The following is a 24,073-nucleotide window of genomic DNA, read 5'->3' as shown; positions in this document are numbered from 1 at the left end:
CGTGCACGCGGCCGCCGGCGGGGTCGGCAGCGCCGCCGTCCAGCTCGGCAAGGCCGCCGGCGCCACCGTCATCGGGGTGGTCGGCCTCCGCTTTGTGCCGAACCGCCGGAGGCTACTCGCGGCGCAGGCTCGGCTTCAGGTCCTTGAACCGGGCCAGCAGCCCGTTCACGAACGAGGGGGACTCGTCCGTCGAGAACTCCTTGGCCAGCTGGACGGCCTCGTCGATGGCCACGGCGTCCGGGGTGTCGTCCACCCAGATCAGCTCGTAGGCACCGAGCCGCAGGATGTTCCGGTCCGCGACCGGCATGCGGTCGAGCTCCCAGTCCACGGCGTAGGTGACGATCAGGTCGTCGATGCGGTTCACCTTGTCGGCGTACCCCTCGACGAGATCCATCGTGAAGGCGCTGACCGGCGGCTGACGGTCGTCCGACCGCGAGTGGCGGATCCAGTCCGCGAGGACCTCGCGGACGGGCACCCCGCGCTGGTCGGCCTCGAAAAGGATCTGGAAGGCGCGCTTGCGCGCATTGCTCCGAGCAGCCACGGGTTAGTTGCCGCTCTTCCGGCCGAGGTAGTCACTGGTGCGGGTGTCGACCTTGACCGTCTCGCCCGTGGTGATGAAGAGCGGGACCTGGATCTCGTAGTCCGTCTCCAGGGTGGCGGGCTTGGTGCCACCGGTGGAGCGGTCGCCCTGGACGCCCGGGTCGGTGTGCTTGACCTTGAGCTCCACCGCGGCCGGGAGCTCGACGTAGAGCACCTCGCCCTCGTGCTGGGCCACGGAGGCGGTGAAGCCCTCGATCAGGAAGTTGGCGGCGTCCCCGACGGCCTTGCGGTCGACCATGAGCTGGTCGTACGTGTCCATGTCCATGAAGACGAAGTAGTCGCCGTCCATGTACGAGAACTGCATGTCGCGGCGGTCGATCGTGGCCGTGTCGACCTTCGTGCCGGCGTTGAACGTCTTGTCGACGACCTTGCCGGAAAGCACGTGCTTGAGCTTGGTGCGCACGAAGGCCGGGCCCTTGCCGGGCTTGACGTGCTGGAACTCGACGACGGACCAGAGCTGGCCCCCGTCGAGCTTCAGCACCATGCCGTTCTTGAGGTCGTTCGTGGAAGCCACGGTTGCGGAATCTCCTGCACTGGAAGACCACGGGTGCGCGCACAGCCCGGCGGAGCGGGCTAGAGCGCGAGCAGCTCCTTGGTCGTAATGGTGAGTAGCTCTGGACCGCCGTCCGCCTCGGGGCGCACGACGAGCGTGTCATCGATCCGGACACCTCCCCGGCCCGGGAGGTGAACCCCCGGTTCGACGGTGACCGGCACGCAAGCGTCCAGTTTACCCATTGCCGTAGGTGCAAGCTGCGGGTCCTCGTCGATTTCGAGGCCCACGCCGTGTCCGGTCGACGGAGCAAGGGCCTCCGCGTGGCCCGCGGAGTCCAGGACGGAGCGTGCGGCATGGTCCACGTCCCGGTACGCCGCACCGGGCAGCAGGGCCTCTCGGCCGGCCCGCTGGGCGGTGAACACGAGGTCGTACAGCGCGATCTGCCAGTCCGCGGGACTGGTGCCGATCACGAAGGTCCGGCCGATCTCGCACCGGTAGCCGCGGTAGTTGGCGCCGAGGCAGACCGAGAGGAAGTCGCCCTCCTCCACCCGGCGGTCGGAGGGCCGGTGGCGGGAGCGGCCCGAGTGCGGGCCGGTGCCTACGGAGGTCGGGAAGGCCGGGCCGTCCGCCCCGTGGTCGACGAGCCGCCGTTCCAGCTCCAGGGCCAGGTGCCGTTCGGTGCGCCCGACGAGGATGGACTCCAGCAGCTCGCCGAGCGCCTGGTCGGCGATCTCGGCGGCGATCCGCAGGCAGGCGATCTCCTCCTCGTCCTTGATGAGGCGCTGCTGCTCCACCGCGGTCCCCAGGTCGGCGAGGCGCAGCTTGGGCGCCACCGAGCGCAGGGCGCGGTGGCGGCCGACCGTGAGGTGGTGTTCCTCCACCGCGAGCGAGTCGGCCCGTACTCCGGCGGCCATGTCGGCGGCCGCGACGGCCGGGTCCGCGCCGGGGTTGTCCAGCACGGAGACCCTGAGGTGCTCGTCGAGCCGCCCCTCGTCGGCCTCCCCGGTGGGTGCGCCGGCGCAGAACAGCACGTCATCGGTGGGCCCGACCAGCAGTACGGCACCGAGCGGGGACGCCCCGGAGAGGTAGCGGACGTTCGCCGGACGCGTGATCAGTGCGGCGGCGTTTCCCGCGGCGGCGCATCGGTCGCGAAGCAGGCCCCGGCGGGCGGCGTACACGTCTGACATGTCTTCGAGCGTACGAGCGCCCCACGGATCCGGCCTGGTGAGCGCGTCCGGACGGGGCGCGGACGGCCGTGCCTACTGCCCTGTCAGGGCGCGGGCCAGCGCCTCGTCGAGGGCGCGTGCGGTGCCCTCGACGTCGAGGTGGGAGTTGTCGATGATCGGCAGGCCTGAGCCGTACCAGCCGGCCATCCGGCCGTGGATCCGCGCGACCTCCTCGTCGGAGAGCCTGCGGTTGCCGGAGCGGGCCGCGTTGCGCTCCAGGACGATCTCCAGGCCGGGCAGCAGCACCACCGGCAGCAGCGTGGGGCCCACGTGCCGCTTCCAGCCGCCGAGCCCGACCACGGGCCGGTCGGGGAAGACGGCGTCGTCCAGGATGCAGGAGATGCCGTTCGCCAGGTAGTTGCGTGCGGCGAAGCCGCAGGTGCGGCGGGCGAGCCGGTACTGGGCCTCGGAGTGCTCGTTCCAGCCCGCCTGCGGGTCGGCGAAGCCCGAGCACACCCACTCGCGGACGTCGTCGAGGCTGACGTGGGCGGTCGGCACGGGCCGGGTGCTCGCCCAGTGCCGGGCCACGGTGGTCTTGCCGGCGCCCGCCGGGCCGATCAGGAGCACGGCGAGGACGGCGCCTCCGGTGCCCGCCACCGCGGGCGGCAGCGGGATGTGACCGGTGGCCTCCGACAGGGGCGGCATCGAATGCGGCGGGGGCTGGTGCCCGGGCTGCGGCGGGGGCTGGCCCGGCCAGCCCTGCGCCGGGGTTATGGGCGGCTGCGGGGGCGCCGCCGGGTGCGGACCCGGCTGACCCCAGCCCGCTCCCCCGCCCCCCACTCCTTGCTGCATCCGCTGCCACTCCGTCTCGTTCCGGCGACTGATGCGAGAACGTTATATGACCGCGGAGGCCAGACCGTCCACCAGCACCGCCAGGCAGGGTGTCAGGCGGAGATCTCCTCCGCCAGTGCGCGCAGCGCCAGCCGGTACGAACCGATGCCGAAGCCCGCCACCGTGCCGGTGGCCACGGCCGCGATGACCGAGGTGTGGCGGAACTCCTCGCGGGCGTACGGGTTCGAGATGTGCACCTCGATCAGCGGCGCGGTGCGCTGCGCGGCCGCGTCCCGCATGGCGTACGAGTAGTGGGTGAAGGCCCCCGGGTTGATGACCACGGGGATCTTCCCGTCCGCCGCCTCGTGCAGCCAACGCACGAGCTCGCCCTCGTCGTTGGTCTCCCGGACCTCGACGTCGAAGCCGAGCTCCTCGCCCAGCGTGCGGCAGCTCTCGACCAGTCCGGCGTACGAGGTGGCCCCGTACACGTCGGGCTCGCGCGAGCCGAGCCGGCCCAGGTTCGGGCCGTTCAGCACGAGCACCGGGCGGCTCACGCCGACACCTCGCCGTAGGCGGCGATCAGGTGCGCCGGGTCGGGGCCCTCCAGGACGGTCGGCTTGCCCAGGCCGTCGAGGACGATGAAGCGCAGCAGGTTGCCGCGGGACTTCTTGTCGACCTGCATGGTCTGGAGCAGCTTGGGCCACTGGTCGCCGCGGTAGGTGAGCGGCAGCCCGACGGCGGCGAGGATCTCCTTGTGCCGGTCGGCGGTCGCGTCGTCCAGCCGGCCCGCGAGCCGGCCGAGTTCGGCGGCGAAGACCATGCCGACCGAGACGGCCGCGCCGTGCCGCCACTTGTAGCGCTCGTTCTTCTCGATGGCGTGCGCGAGGGTGTGCCCGTAGTTGAGGATCTCCCGCAGGCCCGATTCCTTCAGGTCGCTGGAGACGACGTCCGCCTTGACCTGGATCGAGCGGACGATGAGCTCCGCGGTGTGCGGGCCGTCGGGCGTGCGGGCCGCGGCCGGGTCCGCCTCGATCAGGTCGAGGATCTTCGGGTCGGAGATGAATCCGGCCTTGATGATCTCGGCGAGGCCGCTGACGTAGTCGTTGACCGGCAGCGAGTCGAGCGCCGCGAGGTCGCACAGCACGCCGGCCGGCGGGTGGAAGGCGCCCACCAGGTTCTTGCCCTCGGCGGTGTTGATGCCGGTCTTGCCGCCGACGGCCGCGTCCACCATGGCGAGGACGGTGGTCGGTACGGCGATCCAGCGCACCCCGCGCAGCCAGGAGGCCGCGACGAAGCCCGCGAGGTCTGTGGTGGCTCCGCCGCCGACGCCGACGATCACGTCGGTGCGGGTGAAGCCGGACTGGCCCAGCGCCTTCCAGCAGTAGGCGGCGACCTCGATGGTCTTGGCCTCCTCGGCGTTCGGCACCTGGATGGCGACCGCCTCGTAGCCCTGCTCGGCGAGGTCGTCGCGCAGCGCCTCACCGGTCGAGGCGAGCGCCTCGGGGTGGATCACGGCGACCCGCTGGGCCTTCGTACCGATCAGGGAGCCGAGCTCGCCGAGCAGCTGCCGGCCGACGAGCACGTCGTACGCCTCGTGTCCGGCGCTGGCGCCGACCTGGATGCGCGTCACCTGGTCTGTCATACGTCCTTCAACTCCAGAGCGTCGAGGACCGCCTGGGCGACCTCTTCGGGGGTGCGGTCGTCGGTGGCCACCACGACGCGCGCGACTTCGGTGTACAGGGGGCGCCGCGCGTCCATCAGCTCGCGCCACTGGCGGCGCGGGTTGACGGCGAGCAGCGGGCGCGCGGCGCCGAGGCCCACGCGCCGTACGGCTTCCTCGACGTCCATCGACAGATAGGCGACGGGCAGGCCGGTGAGCAGCTCGCGGGTGCCTTCGTCGAGGACGGCGCCGCCGCCGAGGGCGAGGACTCCGGTGTGCCCGGCGACGGCGGCGGCGACCGCCTGCCGTTCCAGCTCACGGAAGTACGGCTCGCCCTCGTCGACGAAGAGGTCGGAGATCTCCCGGCCCTCGGCCGCGACGATGTCGGCGTCGGTGTCCCGGTAGGGGACGCCGAGCCGCTCGGCGAGCAGCGCCCCCACCGTGGACTTGCCGGACCCCATGGGGCCGACGAGGACGACCAGTGGTCCGCCCGTCACCGGATCTGCAGGTGGTCGAGGTAGGACCGGACGTTGCGGCGGGTCTCCGGGACGGAGTCGCCGCCGAACTTCTCGACGACGGCGTCGGCCAGGACGAGGGCGACCATGGCCTCGGCGACGATGCCGGCGGCCGGCACGGCGCACACGTCGGAGCGCTGGTGGTGGGCCACCGTCGCCTCTCCGGTGGCCACGTCCACGGTCGCCAGCGCGCGCGGCACGGTCGCGATGGGCTTCATCGCTGCGCGTACGCGCAGCAGCTCGCCGGTGGTCAGACCGCCCTCGGTGCCGCCGGAGCGGCCGGAGGTGCGCTTGAGGCCCTCGGGGGTGGAGACGATCTCGTCGTGGGCCTGGGAGCCGGGCACGCGGGCGAGCTCGAAGCCGTCGCCGACCTCGACGCCCTTGATGGCCTGGATGCCCATGAGGGCGGCGGCGAGGCGGGCGTCGAGCCGGCGGTCCCAGTGGACGTGCGAGCCGAGGCCGACGGGGACGCCGTAGGCGAGCACCTCGACGACGCCGCCGAGGGTGTCGCCGTCCTTGTGGGCCTGGTCGATCTCCGCGACCATCGCCTTGCTCGCGTCGGCGTCGAGGCAGCGCACCGGGTCGGCGTCGAGCTTGTCGACGTCGGCCGGGGTCGGGTAGACGCCGTACGGGGCCTTGGCCGCGGCCAGTTCCACCACGTGCGAGACGATCTCGATGCCGGCGACCTCCTTGAGGAAGGAGCGGGCGATCGCGCCGAGGGCGACGCGGGCGGCGGTCTCACGGGCGCTGGCGCGCTCCAGGATCGGCCGGGCCTCGTCGAAGCCGTACTTCTGCATGCCGGCGAGGTCGGCGTGGCCGGGCCGCGGGCGGGTGAGCGGCGCGTTGCGGCCGGTGTCCTTGAGCAGCGAGGGGTCCACCGGGTCGGCCGACATGACCGTCTCCCACTTGGGCCACTCGCTGTTGCCGACCATGACGGCCACGGGGGAACCCAGCGACAGACCGTGCCGGACACCGCCCAGGAAGGTGATCTCGTCCTGCTCGAACTTCATCCGGGCACCGCGGCCATAGCCGAGCCGGCGCCGGGCCAGGTGGTCGGCCACCAGCTCGGTGGTGACCGGGACGCCGGCGGGAAGGCCCTCCAGCGTCGCTACCAGCGCCGGTCCGTGCGACTCCCCGGCGGTCAGCCAACGCAACCTGCTCAACGATGCTCCTCATGCTCGCGCCTGGTACAGCGACGGCGCGATCGGGGTGCGCGGCCCGGACCCGCCTCACCCGATCCTCCCATGTCCGGACGGGTTTGCCGGGCCCCGGTCCAGCTATCGGACGCCTGATCCCCCCGGTTTCCGGCCCGACGTCCGAAATTGACGGTGTTCCGACACGCTGCGAGTATCATCCGCGGTTCGCGAAAGATCATTTTCTTTTGCTCACAGGGGGAATCTTGCGCAACATCACCAGGGCTCTGATCACGGCCGGTGCCGCCGTTTTCGTCATGAGCGGCACGGCCACGACCGCGTCGGCGGCCGCGAGCCCGACCGACGCCTGCGGCCCGGGCTTCTTCGTCCAGGAGTCCCAGGAACTGGGCTGGTACCAGGGCACCGGCGGACCGCAGGCCACGGTCCACCTGCTCTACAACGCCTCGACCGGCGAGAACTGCGCGGTCACGGTGGTCACCGGCGGCAGGAACCAGGGCACCGTGGGCGCCGGCCTGCGGATCGAGGGCGACGAGGACTTCACCCGCGACGAGGGCGACTACAACGCGTACGCGGGCCCCGTGAAGCTGCGGGCCAACGGCAAGTGCGTCCAGTACTACGGCTCGACGCAGTACTGGAGCCGCACGGTGATGTACGACGAGTACATCAGCCCGTTCGGTCACTGCGGCTGACGCGGCCGGCCCGGCGCCGCTCGCGGAGCCAGGTGATGCCCGTCCACACGGCGAGGGACCCGACCAGCCCGAAGACGATCACCTTCGCCCAGACGGGCAGGTTGGCGAACGCCAGCCGGACCATCCCGAACACCACGAAGGGGATGTCCCACTTCGACGCCAGTATCTGTTCCGTGCCCGGCTCGCCCATGCCGCCCCCCTGTGAATACACGCAGGTGGAAAGCCTAACGGGCGGCGAGCGCCCGTTCTCCGGCGGCCCTCATGGCGGCGAGCGGGCCCGGGGTGCGCCCCGTCATCTGCTCGACCTGGAGGACCGCCTGGTGCACCAGGAGGTCCAGGCCGCCGAGGAGCTTGCCCCCGCGCTGCGACCAGGCGGCCGCGAGGGGCGTGGGCCAGGGGTCGTAGAGGACGTCGAAGAGGGTGCCCGGGGCATCGGGCACCGCGGCGGCCAGTTCGTCGGTGGCCCCCGCCGGGGTGGTGGCGATGACCAGCGGCGCGGACAGCGCCGCGGCCGCCTCGGACCAGTCGGCCGTGCGGACGGGAACGCCGAGCCGCTCGCCCCACTGCCGCATCTCGTCGGCGCGCGCCCGCGAGCGGACGTACGCCGTGACCTCGCCGGAGCAGATCCGCGAGAGCGCGGCGAGCGCCGAGGAGGCGGTGGCTCCGGCGCCCAGGACGGCGGCCGAGGACACCTTCTCGACGCCGCGCTCGTGGAGCGCGGCGACGATGCCGGGGATGTCGGTGTTGTCGCCGAGGCGCCGGCCGTCCTCCGTGAGGACGACCGTGTTGACCGCCTCGACGGACGCGGCGGTGTCGCTGATGCCGTCCAGCAGCGGGATGATCGCCCGCTTGAGCGGCATCGTCAGCGACAGCCCGGCCCACTCGGGGCCGAGTCCGGCGACGAACTCCGGGAGCGCGGCCTCGTCGATCTCGAAACGGTCGTACGACCAGTCGTCGAGGCCGAGCTCCTGGTAGGCGGCGCGGTGCAGCACCGGTGAGAGGGAGTGCTCGATGGGCGAACCCAGCACCGCGGCCCGTATCCGTGACATGTCCTGCTACCCGCCGTTCTTCTGCTTCTGCCGTTCCTGGAACTCGGCGACGAGCTTGAGGTGCTCGTCGTAGGTCTTGGTGAAGGTCGTCGTGTTGCCGTCGACCGACACGAAGAACATCCAGCCGCCGTGGTCCGGGTTGAGCGTAGCGGTCAGAGCGTCCAGGCCCGGGTTCCCGATCGGGCCGACGGGCAGTCCCTTGATGAAGTGCGTGTTGTACGGGTTGTTGAACGCCTGGGCTTCCTTGAGGTTGAAGTTGATCTCGCTCTGGCCCTTGGCGTAGTTGTACGTCGAGTCGAACTCGATCTTCTGGTTCGTGACGTCGTTGGTCTTCTTCAGGCGGTTGTAGACCACCTCGGACATCTTCCGGAAGTCGTCGTGGTTCTTGCCCTCGGCGTTGACGAGGCTGGCGACCGTGATCACCTGGAGCGGGTTGTCCAGGCCGAGCTCCTTGGCCTTGCCCTCGACGCCCGCTTCCGCGTACTTGTCGCTCGCGTTCTTGACCATCAGCTTGAGCAGCGACTCGGGGGTGCTGTCCTTGCTGAGGTCGTAGCGCATCGGGTACAGGAAGCCCTCGAGCGGGTCCATGAGCTTCGGGTTGTTGCCGGCCCAGGCCGGCAGGCCGAGGTTCTTGGCATCGCGCAGGGCGATCTCCCGGGTGGTGCCCTCCGGCTTGCCCAGCTTCTTGTCGATCGCCTCGTACACCTTGGCGTTGCGCATGCCCTCGGTGACGGTGATGACGTTCAGCTTGCTGGGGTCGATCATCAGCGCGACGGCGGCGGCACCCGACATCTTCTTCTTCATCGGGTAGATGCCGGGCTGGATCGACTTGCCCTTGGGGTTGGTGTTCGCGGCGTCGACGAAGGCCTGGGCGCTGGCGACCACGCCGGCGTCCTTGAGGATCCTGCCCATCTGCCCCAGGAGCGCGCCCTTGGGGATCTCCACGTCGACCAGCTCGTCCGTGCCCTCGCCCGCGAAGTCCTCGGCGGCGCCGAACCTCGCCTTGATGTACGAGTAGCCGTAGTAGCCGCCACCGCCGACCACGCCGAGGATGACCACGGCCGCGATCAGGCACGCCATGCCACTGCGCTTCTTCGGCTTGCCGCCCTTCGAACGGCCGCCCCGGCGGCCGGGCTCGTCCCCGTCGTCGTCGGCGTCGCCGCCGCCCGCGAGGAAGCCGGTCTCGGGCTCCTCGGCCTCCTCCTCGACCGGTTCCGGCTCCAGGTGGCGCCGGCCCGGAGGCTGCGGCGGCGGGTAGGCCTCGGGCGTGGTGTAGAGGTCGGGGGCCTCGCCGGGGTAGCCGGCGACGGTCTGCTGCGCGTACGGGTCCGCGCCCACGTAGGGGTCGGCCTGCACCGCGGCCACGTACTGGCCCTGGCCGGTGTCCCAGCCCTGGTTGTCGTACACCGGCTGCTGGGGCTGGGCCTGGGGGTGCGGCTGCTGCGGCTGCTGCGGGGCGTAGGCCTGCTGCTGGGGGGCGTACGCCTGCTGCTGCGGGGCATAGGCCTCCTGCTGCGCGGCGTACTGCTGGTCGGGGTACTGCTGCGGCTGGTACTGCTGCTGCTCGTACTCCGGGTACTGCTGCTGCTGGTACTGCTGGTACTGCTCGGGGTACTGCTGCTGGTACTGGGGCTCCTGCGGGAACTCCTGCTGCGGGGCACCACCGTAGGGCGCCTGGCCCTGCTGGGTCTGGTGCCCGGTCCACCCCTGGTCCCCGTAAAGGGGATCCTCGGGGTGCCAGGGTTCGGGGCCACGGCCCCGGCCATACTCAGTCATCGGTCCCCTAGAGCCGCGAGACGGAGGCCGCGGACTCCGTCGTCCGTGGCACCCGGTTCCGCCTCTTTGACGGTGGGCGACGGCTGTTCGAATGCCGTCTCATCGCGCGGAACGTTACCGTATCGCGATCAGACAACCACTTCGACGCACTCACCGGGCGGATTACCTGATACCCGTTCGGTCTCAAGAGCGTTCTGAAGGATCACCACAGCGGCCGCCTGGTCGATGACCGACCGGCCCTTCTTCGCGTTCTTCCCGGAGGCCCGCAGCCCCTGGGCGGCGGTGACCGTGGTCATCCGCTCGTCCACCAGACGGACCGTCACCGGCTTGATGCCCTTGGCGAGTTCGTTCGCGAAGACGCGCACCTTGGCCGCGGCCGGCCCCTCCCGCCCGCTGAGCGAGCGGGGGAGGCCGACCACGACTTCGAGGGGTTCGTACTCCTCGACGAGCTGCCGCAGCCGCCGGTGGGCGAAGGGGATGTCCCGGCCCGGGACCGTTTCCACCGGCGTGGCGAGCACCCCGTCGGGGTCGCACGAGGCGACCCCGATCCGGGCGTCCCCGACATCGATGGCGAGCCGGCGGCCGCGGCGCAGCGTCATCGTCAGGCCGTCTCGACGACGAGGCGCTCGACGGCGCTGATGGCCTCCGGGACGGCGCCCGGGTTCTGGCCGCCGCCCTGGGCGACGTCCGGCTTGCCGCCGCCGCCGCCACCGAGGGTCTTGGCGGCCGTACGGACCAGGTCGCCGGCCTTGAGGCCGCGCTCGCGGGCGGCCTCGTTGGTGGCGATGACGGTCAGCGGGCGGTCGTTCGCCACGGTGAACAGGGCCACGACGGCCGGGCGGTCGCCCGGGATGCGGCCGCGGACGTCGAGGACCAGCTTGCGCAGGTCGTCGGCGCCGATGCCGTCCGCCACCTGGCCGACGACGAGGGCGACGCCCTTGATGTCCTGGGCGTTCTGGGCGAGCCCGGCGGCGGCCTGGAGGACCTTCTCCGCGCGGAACTTCTCGATCTCCTTCTCGGCGTCCTTCAGCTTGCCGAGCATGGAGGCGATCTTCTCCGGCAGCTCCTCCGGGCGGCCCTTGACCAGCTCCTGGAGCTGGGCGACGACCGTGTGCTCCTTGGCGAGGAAGTTGTACGCGTCCACGCCGACGAGGGCCTCGACGCGGCGCACGCCGGAGCCGATGGAGGACTCGCCGAGCAGCTTCACCAGACCCAGCTGGGAGGTGTTGCCGACGTGCGTGCCGCCGCACAGCTCCTTGGAGAAGTCGCCGATGGTCACGACGCGCACGCGCTCGCCGTACTTCTCGCCGAACTCTGCGATGGCGCCCTGCTTCTTCGCCTCGTCGATGCTCATGATCTCGGCGGTGACGTCGAGCTCACGCGACAGCACGTCGTTGATCTTCTGCTCGACGTCGGTCAGGACCGAGCCGGGGACGGCGTTCGGGGAACCGAAGTCGAAGCGGAAGCGGCCGGGGCTGTTCTCGGAACCGGCCTGGGCGGCCGTCGGGCCGAGGGCGTCGCGCAGCGCCTGGTGGGTCAGGTGCGTGGCCGAGTGGGCGCGGGCGATGGCCCGGCGGCGGTTGATGTCGATGGCGGCGTACGCGGAGGCGCCCACCGTCACCTCGCCGACCTGGACGGAGCCCTTGTGCACGGAGACGCCCGGGACCGGCTGCTGCACGTCGCGGACGACGATGACGGCGCCCGAGTCGAGCTTGATGCGGCCCTGGTCGGCGAGCTGGCCGCCGCCCTCGGCGTAGAAGGGGGTGCGGTCGAGGACGACCTCGACGTCGTCGCCCTCGGAGGCGGCGGGCGCGGAGACGCCGTTGACCAGCAGGCCGACGATGGTGGACTCGCCCTGAGTGGTGGCGTAGCCGGTGAACTCGGTGGCGCCGGAGCCGTCGGCGATCTCCCGGTAGGCGGACATGTCCGCGTGGCCGGTCTTCTTGGCCTTGGCGTCGGCCTTGGCTCGGTCGCGCTGCTCCTGCATCAGGCGGCGGAAGCCCGGCTCGTCCACGGAGAGGCCCTGCTCGGCGGCCATCTCCAGGGTGAGGTCGATCGGGAAGCCCCAGGTGTCGTGGAGCAGGAACGCCTTGTCGCCGGAGAGGACCGTGCCGCCGGCGGCCTTGGTCTCGGTCACGGCGGTGTCGAGGATGTTCGTGCCGCCCTTGACGGCCTTGAGGAAGGCGGCCTCTTCGGCGAGCGCGACGGTCTCGATGCGCTTGCGGTCGGTGACCAGCTCCGGGTACTGCTGCCCCATCGTGTTGATCACGACGTCGACGAGGTCCTGGACGACCGGGCCGGTGGCGCCCATGAGGCGCATGTTGCGGATGGCGCGGCGCATGATGCGGCGCAGCACGTAGCCGCGGCCCTCGTTGCCGGGGGTGACGCCGTCGCCGATGAGCATGGTCGAGGTGCGGATGTGGTCGGCGACCACGCGCAGCGATACGTCCGTGCCCTGGTCGGCGCCGTACTGCACGCCGGTCAGCTCGGTGGCCTTGTCCATGACCACGCGCAGGGTGTCGGTCTCGTACATGTTCTGCACGCCCTGCAGGATCATCGCGAGGCGTTCGAGGCCGAGACCGGTGTCGATGTTCTTCGACGGCAGGTCGCCGAGGATCGGGAAGTCTTCCTTCCCGTCGCCGGCGCCGCGCTCGTACTGCATGAAGACCAGGTTCCAGATCTCCACGTAGCGCTCGTCGTTGACGGCGGGGCCGCCCTCGACGCCGAACTCCGGGCCGCGGTCGTAGTTGATCTCCGAGCACGGGCCGCAGGGGCCGGGGACGCCCATGGACCAGAAGTTGTCCTTCTTGCCCAGGCGCTGGATGCGCTCGGCGGGGACGCCGATCTTCTCGCGCCAGATCTGCTCGGCCTCGTCGTCGTCGAGGTAGACCGTGATCCAGAGCTTCTCGGGCTCAAGGCCGTAGCCGCCGTCCGCCACGGAGCTGGTGAGCAGCTCCCAGGCGTACTTGATGGCGCCTTCCTTGAAGTAGTCCCCGAAGGAGAAGTTGCCGCACATCTGGAAGAACGTGCCGTGGCGGGTGGTCTTGCCGACCTCTTCGATGTCCGGCGTACGGACGCACTTCTGCACGCTCGTGAGCGTCGGCGCCGGCGGCTTGACCTCGCCCAGGAAGTAGGGCTTGAACGGCACCATGCCCGCGGGCACCAGCAGCAGAGTCGGGTCGTCCGCGATGAGCGACGCCGAAGGGACAACGGCGTGACCGCGCTCCTCGAAGAAGCTCAGCCAGCGGCGGCGAATTTCAGCCGACTCCATCAGTGGTCCTCATTCCGGTCGTACGAAAACGTTGGTCGGTGGGTGGTGTGGTCGTTCTCGATGGCCCGCAGCCGCCGCGGCCCGGGAAGGGCGGTGACGTTGTCGGGCCGGTCGGGGTCCTGGTGGAGCCCCAGTGCGTCGTTCAGCTCGTCCTCGCGCTGCGTCATTCCCGCTTTGACGTCGAGGGCGAAGTCCTTGAGGCGGTGGCCCGCCTCCACGGCCTTGTCGGCCGCCTGGGCTGCGAGGCTCTCCGGCGTCAGCTTCTTGAGCTGACGGTTGACCTTGGTGGTGGCCCACACGCCGGCGGCTGCGCCTGCGGTGAACCAGAAGGCTCGGCGGAACATCGGCGGTCTCAGCCCTTCTGCTTCCGGCGCCGGGCGGGCGGCACCGTACGGCCAACGATCACGTTACGTCGGGATGCCTTCGGCGGCATGCCGCCCGACGCCGCGGCATCCCCCTTGCCCAGCGCCTTGCGGACCCCGTAGCCGAAGGCCGCGACCTTCACCAGCGGCCCGCCGAAGGCGGTGGCCACCGTGGAGGACAGGGCGGAGGCGTTGGAGGTGACCTCCTGGACGTCGCTCGCGATGGCGTCGACCCGGTCCAGCTGGGTGCGCGCGGAGCGGACGGTGGTGGAGGCGTCGGCCAGCAGCGGGACGGCCTGGTCGGTCACGTCGGCCACCAGCTTGGTGGTTGCCTTGAGCACCTGGGCCAGCCTCGCCAGCGCGACGGCGAGGAACGAGATCAGGATGGCCCAGAAGACGGCCACGATGATCCCGGCCACCTCTACACCGGACACGTCACACCGCTCTCTGTCTGCGCCTGAACTGCCGGCTGCACCGATTCCCCAATGGTCCTCCGACCCTATCGCGCCGAGGATCCCCGGCCGTACCCGAATTGGGGGGCGGGAGGCACCGCCTTGAACGCAGCGCATCCGGACCAGTACCCTCCGTGTCCCATGCGACACAGACCCCTGCGAGACAGGCCCTGGGGCAATCTTCCCTCGGAGCCGGGCCGGTTCATCGGGCGGGGTGGCGAACTCGCCGGGCTGGGACGGCTCCTGGAGTCCTCCCGGCTGGTCACGGTGACCGGCGTGGGCGGGGTGGGCAAGTCCCGGCTGGTCCTCGCGGCGGCCTGGTCGGCCGCCGAGGCGGCGCAGGGGTCGGAGGGGACGCTCGCGGCGCGGGCGGCGCAGGAACGGCACGGCGACGGGGTGTGGCTGGCCGAGCTGGCCTCCGTACGGGATCCCGCGCTGCTGGAGCTGACCGTCGCCGAGGCGCTCGGGCTGACCGACCACACCACCCGTCCGCCCCGGACCGTCCTGGCCGAGCACCTGGCCGGGCGGCGGCTGCTGCTGGTGCTGGACGGGTTCGAGCACCTGGTGGACGAGACCGCCGAGCTGGTACGGGAGCTGCTGCGGCGCTCCCCCGGCCTGCGGGTGCTCGCGGCGGGCCGGCGCCCGCTCGCCCTGGACGGGGAGCTGGTCTGCCCGCTGGCCCCGCCGGGCCCGGAGGAGGCGCTGGCCCTGCTGGCGGCGCGGGCCGGGGCGGCCGACCCGGGCTTCGCCGTCACCGCGGCGAACCGGGAGGCGCTGGTCGAGCTGTGCGAGCGCCTCGACGGGATCCCGCTCGCCCTGGAGCTGGCGGCGGCCCGGCTGCGGACCCTCTCCCCCGCGCAGCTGCTGGCCCGGCTGGAGGACCGCTTCGCGCTGCTGACGGGCGGTGCGCGCGGCGGGCTGCCCCGGCACCGGGCGCTGCGCACGGCCATCGGCTGGAGCCACGAGCTGTGCACGCCCGCGCAGCGGCTGCTGTGGGCGCGGCTGTCGGTGTTCGCCGGGCAGTTCGACCTCGACGCCGCCGAATACGTGTGCGCGGGTCCGGACCTGCCGGTGGAGGACGTGCTGGACCTGGTCGGCGAGCTCCAGGAGCAGTCCCTGCTGGTCCGCGAGGAGACGGCCGCCGGGGTGCGCTTGCGGATGCTGGAGACCGTACGGGCGTACGGGGCGGGCTGGCTGGAGTCGCTGGGCGACGCCCGGCGGCTGCGGCGGCGGCACCGGGACTGGTACATGGGGCTGGCCACCTGGTGCGAGCTGGACTGGTTCAGCCCGCGCCAGCAGGAGGTGGCCGCGCTGGTGGAGGCGGAGCTGGCGAACCTGCGGCTCGCCCTGGAGTGCTGCCTGGACGAGCCGGACGAGGTGCACCTGGGCCAGTACCTGGCGGGCACCCTGTGGTTCTACTGGGCGGGGTGCGGGCGGCTGACCGAGGGGCGGCACTGGCTGGACCGGGCCCTGGAGCCCACCGGCCGGGCGGTGACGGAGTACGAGAACTCCCGGTTGAAGGCCCTGTGGGTCCTCGGCTATGTCGCGGCCCTACAGGGGGACGCGGCGGCCTCGATGGGCGCCCTGTACGAGTGCCGGGACGCGGCGGAGCAGAGCGGGAACCCCCTCGCCTCGGCCTACGCGGTGCACCGGCTGGGCTGCCTGGCGCTCGTCTCGGACGACATGGCCCGCGCCCGGGAGCTGCTGGGATCGGCCCTGGAGCAGTACCGGGCGGTCGGGGAGCTGAACAGCAACGTGCTGATGTGCCAGGTGGAACTGGGGATGGCGCTGGCCTTCCAGGGGGAGCTGCCCGGCGCGCTCACCCTGTGCCGGGAGGTCCGGGAGATCTGCGAGGAGCGCGGGGAGCGCTGGACGAAGGCCTACGCCCTGTACGTGCTCGCGTACGCGGCCCTGGACGCGGGGGACGCACCGCAGGCCCGGCGGCTGCTCAACGAGTGCGTGGCGATCAACCACGCCTTCCACGACCTGGTCGGACTGGTGCTGGCCCTGGAACTGCTGGCCCTGGTCACGGTCGCGGAGGGCGATCCGGCCGAGGCGGCCCTGCTGCAGGGCGCGGCGGAGCCGATGTGGGGCGGGGTGGGGCTGCAGCTGTTCGGCTCGGGGTATTTCAACGCTCCGCGGCTGATGTGCCGGGAGCGTGCCGGCGAGCTGCTGGGGGCCGAGCGGTACGAGGCGTACGCGGCCGAGGGACGGGAGCTGAGCCGCGAGGCCCTGGTCGGGCGGGCCCAGCGCAGCCCTGGTGAGCACGGGCGCGCGGCCCGGGTGTCCCGGCAGGCAGGACGGGGCGGGACGGGCGGCCCCCGGGTGTCGCGCCGCGCGGCGGCGGACCAGCCGTAGTCCGCGGGCCGGGCGTGGTCCGCGGGCCGGGCGGGCCCGGGAACGGGAAAACCCGCCGCCCCCCGGAGGGGACGGCGGGCTGACCAGCCAGTGAGACTAGGCCTGCATCAGCGGGCGTAGTACTCGACGACGAGCTGCTCGTCGCAGATGACCGGGATTTCCTTGCGGTTCGGGTCGCGGTCCAGGCGGAAGGCCAGGGCCTTCAGGTTGACCTGCAGGTAACGGGGGGTCTCGCCCTCGCCTGCGTAGCCACCCTCACGGGCAACCTGGAACGGAACCTTCTCGCGGCTGCGCTCGCGCACGGTGATGACGTCGTCCGGGCGGACACGGAACGACGGCTTGTCGACCTTGTCACCGTTGACCTCGATGTGGCCGTGAACGACCATCTGGCGGGCCTGGTAGATGGTGCGGGCGATGCCCGAACGCAGAACCAGGGCGTCGAGACGACGCTCGAGCTCGACGACAAGCGCCTCGCCCGTCTTGCCTTCGGCCTTCTTGGCGCGGTCGTACGCGCGGGCCATCTGACGCTCAGAGATGTCGTACTGAGCGCGCAGACGCTGCTTCTCCAGCAGACGAACCTTGTAGTCCGAGTTCTGCTTGCGGCCACGGCCGTGCTCGCCCGGCGGGTAGGGGCGGGCCTCGAAGTACTTGACGGCCTTCGGGGTCAGCGCAATGCCGAGGGCACGCGACTTCTTGACCTTGGGTCGCTTCTGGTTCACGTGGAACCTACCTCCATGTAAGTTAGGTGAGGCTTACCTTAGCGAGGAGGACGTAATGTCTCGACCACATGGGATCCCCCTGCCCAGTGCGCATCGAAGTTCAGATTCCAACGAAACGGAATCTGCTTTCGACGACGATAAGCAAGGTCAGCCGCGTCCCAGGGAAGGCGTTCGGCAGCTCACCGGAGCCGAACGCGTACGAACCCTCGTAGAGTCCAACGCCTCAGTATCCCTCACGCTCATCGGTGCTCGTGACAGTCACGAGCACGAGGAGTTCGGGACGGGGATGCCGGCCGCACGGACCGTCACCCCGGACGGGGACGTGATTCTCCTTGTTTCCGGGGAATCCACGGCTGCCAGAGCAGCCGCTCACGCCCAGGACGACGACCTCACCGCCGTGATCGAGATCACGGATGTGGCGCCGGTGTCCGTCCCACATCGTATCCGAGGTCGCGCCTGGCTGGCCGGGTGGCTGACGCCGGTGCGCGGTGACGACCGCGCGGCCTGCGCGGCGCTGCTCGCGGAGCGCCACCCGGTGGGCGAGCTGCTGGGTCTGTCGGAGGCCTCGGAGCTGCCGTACTCGGCCCGCCCGGCGTGGATGATGCTGCGGCTGGAGGTCGGCGAGATCTCGGTGGACGACCTGTGGGGCGCCGAGCACGTGGACCCGGAGGACCTGGCCGCGGCGGAGCCGGACCCGATGGTCGCCCACGAGTCGGAGCTGCTGCAGCACCTGCACGCGGCGCACGGGGACCGGATCGGCGAACTGTGCGGCCTGCTCGGCGCCCGCGAGGCCGACGGCATGACCGCCGTCCCGCTCTCCCTGGACCGCCTGGGCCTGCGCGTCCGCTTCACCGGCGGCGCCGCCGGCTCCTTCGACGCCCGATTCGACTTCCCGGAGCCGGTCGCGGACATCTGCGGCCTGCGGCGGGCGATGCGCACCCTCTTCTCGGCGGCCTCTCACTGAGGGCAGGCGGCCAGCATCCGCTGGAGCGCGAGCTTCTCGGGCGGCGTGACGGAGAGGCCGTACTTGGCCTTGATGCCGGTGTACCGGCGCGCGTACTCGCACCGGTACTCCTGCCGCGGCGGCTGCCACTTGTCGGCCGTCTTGCTGCCCTTGTCGTAGTTGGTCTGCTTGTCCACGGCGAGCAGCACGTCGAGGTCGTTGGCGTACTCCAGCCTGCGCTGCGCGGTCCAGGCGTACGCGCCCGCCCGCCAGGCCGCGCCGAGCGCGACGACGTGGTCCGTCTGGATCTGCGAGGCGCGGCGGTAGGAGTAGGGGAGCCGCTTGCCGGTGTACGGGTCGTGCAGTACCCCGGACACCACGACGCAGGGGTTGCGGTCCCCCTCGCGGAGCTCGTCGAGGTCCCGGCGCAGTACGTCGTCACGGGTGTCGCAGCCGTTGCGCCCGCCGACGGCATCGGTCTCGTCGGACCAGTACCGGCCGAAGTTCTCCCGCTCGTACGTCTCCCAGTTCCGGCCCCACCCGACCGCCAGCCCCCCCAGCTGCGCCTTGGCCGTCGCGGCGTCGGGCGGGAACCCGGCCCCGACGAGCGGCACCACCGCGCGCGGGGCGGTGTCGTGGTGACACCCGCCGAGCAGGAGCACGGCCGCCACGGCGAGGATCGGAGCACGGCGTCCCATGGGCGGAGCCTAGCCATTGCGGACCCGCCGGCGATTGAGGCGCGGGGGCCGGGGCGGAGCCCGTGCCGGGTCAGGACCCGCCGCGGAGCCGCTTCCGGACCATTTCCACCACGTCCGCGTACCGCGCCTCCGCTCCGTACCGCGTCGGCTCGTAGTACCGCTTCCCGTGCAGCTCGTCCGGCGCGTACTGCTGCGCCGCGATCGCGCCCGGGACGTCGTGCGGGTACACGTACCCCTGCGCGTGCCCCAGCTTCGCCGCGCCCTTGTAGTGCCCGTCCCGCAGGTGCGCCGGGACCGTCCCCGCCAGCCCGGCCCGTACGTCGGCCAGCGCCGCGCCGATCGCGGTCGTGGCGGTGTTCGACTTCGGGGCCAGCGCCAGCGCGATCGTCGCGTGCGAGAGGGTCAGCGCGGCCTCCGGGAAGCCGATCATCGCCACCGCCTGGGCCGCGGCCACCGCGATCGGCAGGGCCGTCGGATCCGCGAGGCCGATGTCCTCGCTCGCCGAGATCATCAGGCGGCGCGCGATGAACCGCGGGTCCTCCCCCGCGTCGATCATGCGGGCGAGGTAGTGCAGCGCCGCGTCCACGTCCGAGCCCCGGATCGACTTGATCAGCGCGCTCGCCACGTCGTAGTGCTGGTCGCCGTCGCGGTCGTAGCGGACGGCGGCGCGGTCGACCGCCTCCTCGACCGTCTCCAGGGAGATCTCCGCCTCGCCCTTGGCGATGGCCGATCCGGCCCCCGCCTCCAGCGCCGTCAGGGCCCGGCGGGCGTCGCCTCCGGCGATCCGCAGCAGGTGCGCCTCGGCGTCCTCGGTCAGGGTGACCGCCCCGCCCAGGCCCCGCTCCTCGGCGAGTGCGCGCCGCATCAGCGCGCTCAGGTCCTCGTCCGTCAGCGGTTCCAGCGTCAGCAGCAGCGACCGCGACAGCAGCGGGGAGATGATCGAGAAGTACGGGTTCTCGGTGGTGGCCGCGATCAGCGTCACCCAGCGGTTCTCGACGGCCGGGAGCAGCGAGTCCTGCTGGGCCTTGCTGAAGCGGTGGATCTCGTCGAGGAAGAGGACGGTCTCCTTGCCGTACCCGCCGGCCGCGCGCCGGGCGCCCTCGATGACCGCCCGTACTTCCTTGACGCCCGCGGTGATGGCGGAGAGCTCCACGAAACGCTTCTGCGTGGCCTGGCTGACCACGTACGCGAGGGTGGTCTTGCCGATGCCGGGCGGGCCCCAGAGGATCACCGAGGAGGCACCTGCCGGGCCGCCGGCCCCTTCCCCGACCAGCCGCCGCAGCGGCGACCCGGGCTTCAGCAGGTGCTGCTGGCCGACGACCTCGTCCAGGGTGCGCGGGCGCATCCGGACGGCGAGCGGGGAACTCGCGGGGTCCTTCTCCTGGCGGTCTTCGGCAGCGGCGGTGAACAGGTCTGGTTCCACACAGGAAGCCTAAGCGAGCCCACCGACAGGGCCTGCCGGCCGTCAGGACGAGGTCACGAGGTCACGAGGTCACGAGGTCACGAGGTCCAGAAGTCCCACCAGCGGGTCAGGATCAGCATGCCGATGATCCCGACGTGCAGCACGGGCAGCACCCAGGTGAACTCGTCGAGGAAGCCCTTGAGCCAGCCCGGAGCCGGCAGCAGGCCCTCGCGGACGTTGTGCGAGGTGACGTACCAGAACATGAAGATCGTGGCGACCCAGGCCAGGCAGCACCACAGGCAGAGCGAGTTGATGTTGTAGAGCGACTGGTAGGTGAGCCAGGCGCAGAAGACCACGCCGAAGAGGGTGCCCGCGTTCAGCGTCAGCCAGTACCAGGGGCGGAACCGGGCCCCGGCCAGCAGGCTCATGCCGACGCAGATGACGATGCCGTAGGCGACCAGTCCGAGCATGGGGTTCGGGAAGCCGAAGACGGCCGCCTGGTCGCTCTTCATGATGTTGCCGCAGGAGACGACCGGGTTCAGGCTGCAGCCCGGGGTGAAGTTCGGGTCCTCCAGCAGCTTGAACTTGTCGATCGTGATCACCCAGGCGGCCAGCAGGCCCGCCGCTCCGGTGATCACCAGGAGCAGGGCCAGCGCCCTGCTTCCCCCGACGGTCCTGCCCCGGGCGGTGTCCGCGTCCGCGCTTCGTGTCGTCATACCGCCCGCTCCACATCTGCCAGGTGATCAAGCACGGGCCATTGTGCCGTACCGCGCCGCTGGTCCACCGTTCGATTCGGATAAGGCCGTGGGGCCCGGCGGCAGCGCCGCCGGGCCCCACGGGCCGGAAGGATGTGGCAGCCGGCTCAGGCGAGCTTCGCCCGCAGCACCTCGACCACCTCGGCCAGCGCCACCGGACCCTGCTCGCCGGACTCCATGTCCTTGACCTGGACCACGCCCTCCGCGAGGTCGCGGTCGCCGGCGACGATCGCGAAGCGCGCGCCGCTGCGGTTCGCGTCCTTCATGGCGCCCTTGAGACCCTTGCCGCCGTAGGACATGTCCGCCGCGACGCCCGCCTTGCGCAGCTCCGTCACCAGCCCGAACACCCTCGGCTTGGACGCGCCCAGGGCCACCGCGAAGACCGCCGTGGGCGCCGGGATGTCCAGTTCGATGCCCTCGGCCTCCAGGGCGAGCACCGTGCGGTCCACTCCGAGCGCCCAGCCCACCGAAGGCAGCGCCGGTCCGCCGATCATCTCGGACAGGCCGTCGTAGCGGCCGCCGCCGCCGACCGCGGACTGCGCGCCCAGACCGTCGTGGACGAACTCGAAGGTGGTCCGCGTGTAGTAGTCCAGCCCGCGCACCAGCTTCTCGTCGTCCTCGAAGGCCACCCCGGCGGCCGTGATCAGCTCGCGGACCTCCTCGTGGTACGCCTTGCACGCGTCGCACAGGTAGTCGCGCAGCAGCGGCGCGCCGACGAGCTGCTTCTGCACGTCGGTCCGCTTGTCGTCGAGGACGCGCAGCGGGTTGATCTCGGCCCGGCGGACGGTCTCCTCGTCGAGGTCCAGCCCGCGCAGGAAGGACTGCAGTGCCTCCCGGTACACCGGGCGGCACTCCTTGTCGCCCAGCGAGTTCAGCAGGATCCGGAAGTTCGACAGGCCGAGCGTGCGGTACGCCTGGTCGGCCAGGATGATCAGCTCGGCGTCCAGCGCCGGGTCCTCGGCTCCGATGGCCTCGGCACCGACCTGCGAGAAGTGGCGGTAGCGGCCCTTCTGCGGGCGCTCGTAGCGGTAGTACGAGCCCGAGTACCACAGCTTGGCCGGCAGGTTGCCCTGCTTGTGCAGGCTGGCCTCCAGCGCCGCGCGCAGCACGGAAGCCGTGCCCTCGGGGCGCAGGGCGAGGTTGGTGCCGCCCTTCGTGGTGAGGGTGAACATCTCCTTGGTCACGATGTCGGTGGACTCGCCGACACCGCGCGCGAAGAGGTTCACGTCCTCGAACCCGGGCGTCTCGATGTAGCCGTACCCGGCCTTGCGCAGCGGTGCGGAGATCGCGTCGCGCACCGCGAGGTACTTCGCCGAGAACGGCGGGATCAGGTCGTACGTGCCCTTGGGGGCCTGAAAAGTAGCCACGAAACTCTCGTCACATTCCTCGTCGTGGAGCGGCCGTCGGGTCCGCTGCCAGGCCGGCGGCGACCTCCCGCAGGTACGGGTTGGTCGCGCGCTCGCGGCCGATGGTGGTCTGGGGACCGTGGCCGGACAGCACCACGGTCGAGTCGTCGAGCGGCAGGCACACGCGGCCCAGCGATTCGAGCATCTCGGCGTGGGAGCCGCCGGGCAGGTCGGTGCGTCCGATGGAGCCGGCGAAGAGCAGGTCGCCCGAGAAGAAGACCGGCGGGATGTCGGCCAGCTCGGGCATCCGGAAGGTCACCGACCCCTTGGTATGCCCCGGCGCGTGCGCCACGGAGAAGTCCATTCCGGCCAATTTCAGCGCGGCGCCGTCGGCCAGTTCGCGGACGTCGTCCGGCTCCCCCACGGTCAGTTCGCCCATGAGCGGCATCCCGATGGAGCGGCCGAGGGCCTTCTCCGGGTCGCTCATCATGTAGCGGTCCTCGGGGTGGATCCAGGCCGGTACGTCGTGTGCTCCGCACACCGGGACCACCGAGGCCACATGATCGATGTGGCCATGGGTCAGCACGACCGCGACGGGCTTGAGCCGATGCTTCTTCAGCGTCTCCTCGACACCCTGGGCGGCCTGGTGGCCCGGGTCGATGATGACGCACTCCTCACCGGCGGCGGGGGCGACCACGTAACAGTTGGTCCCCCAGGCCCCGGCAGGGAACCCGGCAATCAGCACGTTCGTCCTCAATCGTCGTCCGGCGGGAGGCTGCAGGTCGGAATCCTGCTGCTCAGAGCCTACCGGCGCCGCTCATTACACAGCGAACCCATATACGGTACGGCCTATCCCAGCCCGGACAGCAGTACCAGACACGTACAAGGAGACGACCCCGTGGTCACGAGCGATCAGCGGCGGCGACAGCTCGCCAGGGAGAAGTTCGAGCGCCAGCAGAAGCGCCGCGCCGAGGCCCGCAAGAAGACACGTCAGCGGACGGCGGTGATCGGCGCGGCGGTGGCCGTCGTGGTCGCGACCCTGGTCGGCCTGATCGTCGGCGGTGTCTTCGACAAGGACAAGAAGGACCAGGCGGCGGACCCGGCCGCGAACCCGTCGGCCTCGCCGTCGGCGCCCGAGCCCAAGCAGTCCCCCTCGCCGGAGATGGCGGTCGACCAGAAGGCGAAGTACACCTTCGCCCTGAAGACGAGCGCGGGCGACATCAACTTCACGATGGACGCGGCGAAGACCCCGCAGACCGTGAACTCCTTCAAGTCGCTCGCCGACAAGAAGTACTTCGACAACACGAAGTGCCACCGGCTGACGGCCGGCGGGATCTTCGTGCTGCAGTGCGGCGACCCCGAGGGCACCGGCCGGGGCGGCCCGGGCTACAACATCCCGGACGAGAACCTGGACTCGCTCGGCAAGGCCAACGAGCAGGGTCAGGTGATCTACCCGGCGGGGACGGTGGCGATGGCCAACACGGGTCAGCCCGGCTCGGGCGGCAGCCAGTTCTTCCTGGTCTACAAGGACAGCCCGCTGACGCCGACGTACACCCCGTTCGGCAAGATCGACGCGGCCGGCCTGAAGGTCCTGGAGGACATCGCCAAGGCCGGTACGGTCGACGGCGGCCAGGACGGCGCGCCGAAGACCGAGGTCAAGATCGAGAAGGGCACGGTCACCCAGAACTGACCGGACGCGGCAGCCCCGGGCCTCGCCGGCCCACCCCCCGTACGTCGATATTCCGTCGTGCGGGATGCGGACAGCCGGCCCGGCGGTCGCCTATGTTGGCGTTGTGCAGGGCGGGCGCGGCCCGCCCCAGGAAACTGTGGACGA

Annotated in this window: 25 protein-coding genes; 4 read left to right on the top strand and 21 right to left on the bottom strand. The window is 71.3% G+C overall.

Annotated features, from left to right (window positions below):
- Window positions 1-112 precede the first annotated feature (112 nt).
- From nusB to aroC, 8 genes are all read right to left on the bottom strand, one after another.
- Complete coding sequence (gene nusB, locus AB0D29_RS28150; protein WP_351591288.1) at window positions 113-541, bottom strand: transcription antitermination factor NusB; 429 nt, start codon at window positions 539-541, stop codon at window positions 113-115.
- 3 nt (window positions 542-544) lie between these two features.
- Window positions 545-1,114, bottom strand: a complete 570-nt coding sequence (gene efp, locus AB0D29_RS28145) for an elongation factor P (RefSeq protein ID WP_362858046.1) — start codon at window positions 1,112-1,114, stop codon at window positions 545-547.
- Window positions 1,115-1,173: 59 nt separating this feature from the next.
- Window positions 1,174-2,280 (bottom strand): aminopeptidase P family protein, encoded by a 1,107-nt coding sequence (locus tag AB0D29_RS28140; RefSeq protein ID WP_362858044.1) that lies wholly within the window; start codon window positions 2,278-2,280, stop codon window positions 1,174-1,176.
- A gap of 72 nt (window positions 2,281-2,352) precedes the next feature.
- Complete coding sequence (locus AB0D29_RS28135; protein WP_362858042.1) at window positions 2,353-3,111, bottom strand: AAA family ATPase; 759 nt, start codon at window positions 3,109-3,111, stop codon at window positions 2,353-2,355.
- 92 nt (window positions 3,112-3,203) lie between these two features.
- Window positions 3,204-3,644, bottom strand: coding sequence for a type II 3-dehydroquinate dehydratase (gene aroQ, locus AB0D29_RS28130; protein WP_362803104.1), 441 nt, complete (start codon window positions 3,642-3,644; stop codon window positions 3,204-3,206).
- The gene (aroB, locus tag AB0D29_RS28125; protein WP_362858041.1) at window positions 3,641-4,732 is read right to left on the bottom strand and encodes a 3-dehydroquinate synthase; all 1,092 of its coding nucleotides are present in this window, start codon (window positions 4,730-4,732) and stop codon (window positions 3,641-3,643) included. The genes aroQ and aroB overlap by 4 nt, the downstream gene beginning before the upstream one ends.
- Window positions 4,729-5,247, bottom strand: coding sequence for a shikimate kinase (locus AB0D29_RS28120; RefSeq protein ID WP_362858039.1), 519 nt, complete (start codon window positions 5,245-5,247; stop codon window positions 4,729-4,731). Before AB0D29_RS28120 ends, aroB begins: the two co-directional genes overlap by 4 nt.
- Window positions 5,244-6,428 carry a chorismate synthase gene (gene aroC / locus AB0D29_RS28115; protein ID WP_362858038.1) on the bottom strand — a complete coding sequence of 395 codons (1,185 nt, stop codon included), beginning with the start codon at window positions 6,426-6,428 and terminating at the stop codon, window positions 5,244-5,246. The genes AB0D29_RS28120 and aroC overlap by 4 nt, the downstream gene beginning before the upstream one ends.
- Before the next feature lie 236 nt (window positions 6,429-6,664).
- Between aroC and AB0D29_RS28110 the strand changes: the two genes are divergently transcribed.
- On the top strand, window positions 6,665-7,108 hold the full coding sequence (locus tag AB0D29_RS28110) for a spore-associated protein A (RefSeq protein WP_362858037.1): 444 nt from the start codon (window positions 6,665-6,667) through the stop codon (window positions 7,106-7,108).
- Here the strand turns inward: AB0D29_RS28110 and AB0D29_RS28105 are convergent.
- The 7 genes from AB0D29_RS28105 to AB0D29_RS28075 all read right to left on the bottom strand — a co-directional run bounded on the left by AB0D29_RS28105 (window position 7,083) and on the right by AB0D29_RS28075 (window position 14,000).
- The gene (locus tag AB0D29_RS28105; RefSeq protein ID WP_362858035.1) at window positions 7,083-7,319 is read right to left on the bottom strand and encodes a hypothetical protein; all 237 of its coding nucleotides are present in this window, start codon (window positions 7,317-7,319) and stop codon (window positions 7,083-7,085) included. The two genes, AB0D29_RS28110 and AB0D29_RS28105, sit on opposite strands and share 26 nt — an antisense overlap.
- 13 nt (window positions 7,320-7,332) lie before the next feature.
- A complete protein-coding gene (locus AB0D29_RS28100; RefSeq protein ID WP_362858034.1) occupies window positions 7,333-8,157 on the bottom strand; it encodes a shikimate dehydrogenase in 825 nt (274 codons plus the stop codon).
- A gap of 6 nt (window positions 8,158-8,163) precedes the next feature.
- Window positions 8,164-9,933, bottom strand: coding sequence for an endolytic transglycosylase MltG (gene mltG / locus AB0D29_RS28095; RefSeq protein ID WP_362858032.1), 1,770 nt, complete (start codon window positions 9,931-9,933; stop codon window positions 8,164-8,166).
- A gap of 128 nt (window positions 9,934-10,061) precedes the next feature.
- Window positions 10,062-10,532, bottom strand: a complete 471-nt coding sequence (gene ruvX, locus AB0D29_RS28090) for a Holliday junction resolvase RuvX (RefSeq protein WP_030387206.1) — start codon at window positions 10,530-10,532, stop codon at window positions 10,062-10,064.
- 2 nt (window positions 10,533-10,534) lie between these two features.
- A complete protein-coding gene (gene alaS / locus AB0D29_RS28085; protein WP_362858031.1) occupies window positions 10,535-13,204 on the bottom strand; it encodes an alanine--tRNA ligase in 2,670 nt (889 codons plus the stop codon).
- Window positions 13,204-13,548: a DUF6167 family protein gene (locus AB0D29_RS28080; RefSeq protein WP_362803126.1), complete on the bottom strand. Its 345-nt coding sequence runs from the start codon at window positions 13,546-13,548 to the stop codon at window positions 13,204-13,206. Before AB0D29_RS28080 ends, alaS begins: the two co-directional genes overlap by 1 nt.
- Window positions 13,549-13,556: 8 nt before the next feature.
- Complete coding sequence (locus tag AB0D29_RS28075) at window positions 13,557-14,000, bottom strand: DUF948 domain-containing protein (protein ID WP_362858029.1); 444 nt, start codon at window positions 13,998-14,000, stop codon at window positions 13,557-13,559.
- Between the two features lie 159 nt (window positions 14,001-14,159).
- On the opposite strand from AB0D29_RS28075, the gene AB0D29_RS28070 reads away from it, so the two are divergent.
- Complete coding sequence (locus AB0D29_RS28070) at window positions 14,160-16,376, top strand: tetratricopeptide repeat protein (protein WP_362858027.1); 2,217 nt, start codon at window positions 14,160-14,162, stop codon at window positions 16,374-16,376.
- Between the two features lie 107 nt (window positions 16,377-16,483).
- Here the strand turns inward: AB0D29_RS28070 and rpsD are convergent, their stop codons facing one another.
- Window positions 16,484-17,095 carry a 30S ribosomal protein S4 gene (gene rpsD, locus AB0D29_RS28065; protein WP_008740451.1) on the bottom strand — a complete coding sequence of 204 codons (612 nt, stop codon included), beginning with the start codon at window positions 17,093-17,095 and terminating at the stop codon, window positions 16,484-16,486.
- A gap of 286 nt (window positions 17,096-17,381) precedes the next feature.
- On the opposite strand from rpsD, the gene AB0D29_RS28060 reads away from it, so the two are divergent.
- Window positions 17,382-18,059, top strand: a complete 678-nt coding sequence (locus AB0D29_RS28060) for a DUF2470 domain-containing protein (RefSeq protein WP_362858026.1) — start codon at window positions 17,382-17,384, stop codon at window positions 18,057-18,059.
- Here AB0D29_RS28060 and AB0D29_RS28055 read toward each other — a convergent pair.
- From AB0D29_RS28055 to AB0D29_RS28035, 5 genes are all read right to left on the bottom strand, one after another.
- Complete coding sequence (locus AB0D29_RS28055; RefSeq protein WP_362858025.1) at window positions 18,053-18,736, bottom strand: HNH endonuclease family protein; 684 nt, start codon at window positions 18,734-18,736, stop codon at window positions 18,053-18,055. The two genes, AB0D29_RS28060 and AB0D29_RS28055, sit on opposite strands and share 7 nt — an antisense overlap.
- Before the next feature lie 70 nt (window positions 18,737-18,806).
- Window positions 18,807-20,159 carry a replication-associated recombination protein A gene (locus tag AB0D29_RS28050; RefSeq protein ID WP_362858024.1) on the bottom strand — a complete coding sequence of 451 codons (1,353 nt, stop codon included), beginning with the start codon at window positions 20,157-20,159 and terminating at the stop codon, window positions 18,807-18,809.
- 77 nt (window positions 20,160-20,236) lie between these two features.
- Window positions 20,237-20,854, bottom strand: coding sequence for a vitamin K epoxide reductase family protein (locus tag AB0D29_RS28045; RefSeq protein ID WP_362858022.1), 618 nt, complete (start codon window positions 20,852-20,854; stop codon window positions 20,237-20,239).
- A gap of 146 nt (window positions 20,855-21,000) precedes the next feature.
- Complete coding sequence (hisS, locus tag AB0D29_RS28040) at window positions 21,001-22,260, bottom strand: histidine--tRNA ligase (RefSeq protein WP_362858020.1); 1,260 nt, start codon at window positions 22,258-22,260, stop codon at window positions 21,001-21,003.
- A gap of 10 nt (window positions 22,261-22,270) precedes the next feature.
- Entirely contained in the window at window positions 22,271-22,984 is a 714-nt protein-coding gene (locus AB0D29_RS28035; RefSeq protein ID WP_319721132.1) for an MBL fold metallo-hydrolase, read from the bottom strand.
- Between the two features lie 153 nt (window positions 22,985-23,137).
- Here AB0D29_RS28035 and AB0D29_RS28030 point away from each other — a divergent pair, with 153 nt between their 5' ends.
- Window positions 23,138-23,929, top strand: coding sequence for a peptidylprolyl isomerase (locus AB0D29_RS28030; protein ID WP_362858019.1), 792 nt, complete (start codon window positions 23,138-23,140; stop codon window positions 23,927-23,929).
- The last annotated feature ends 144 nt before the right edge of the window (window positions 23,930-24,073 follow it).

The sequence above is a fragment of the Streptomyces sp. NPDC048424 genome (assembly GCF_040651555.1).
GTDB lineage: Bacteria > Actinomycetota > Actinomycetes > Streptomycetales > Streptomycetaceae > Streptomyces.
The sequence above is the reverse complement of the archived record's forward strand: the minus strand, read 5'-3'. Positions and strand labels throughout refer to the sequence as shown.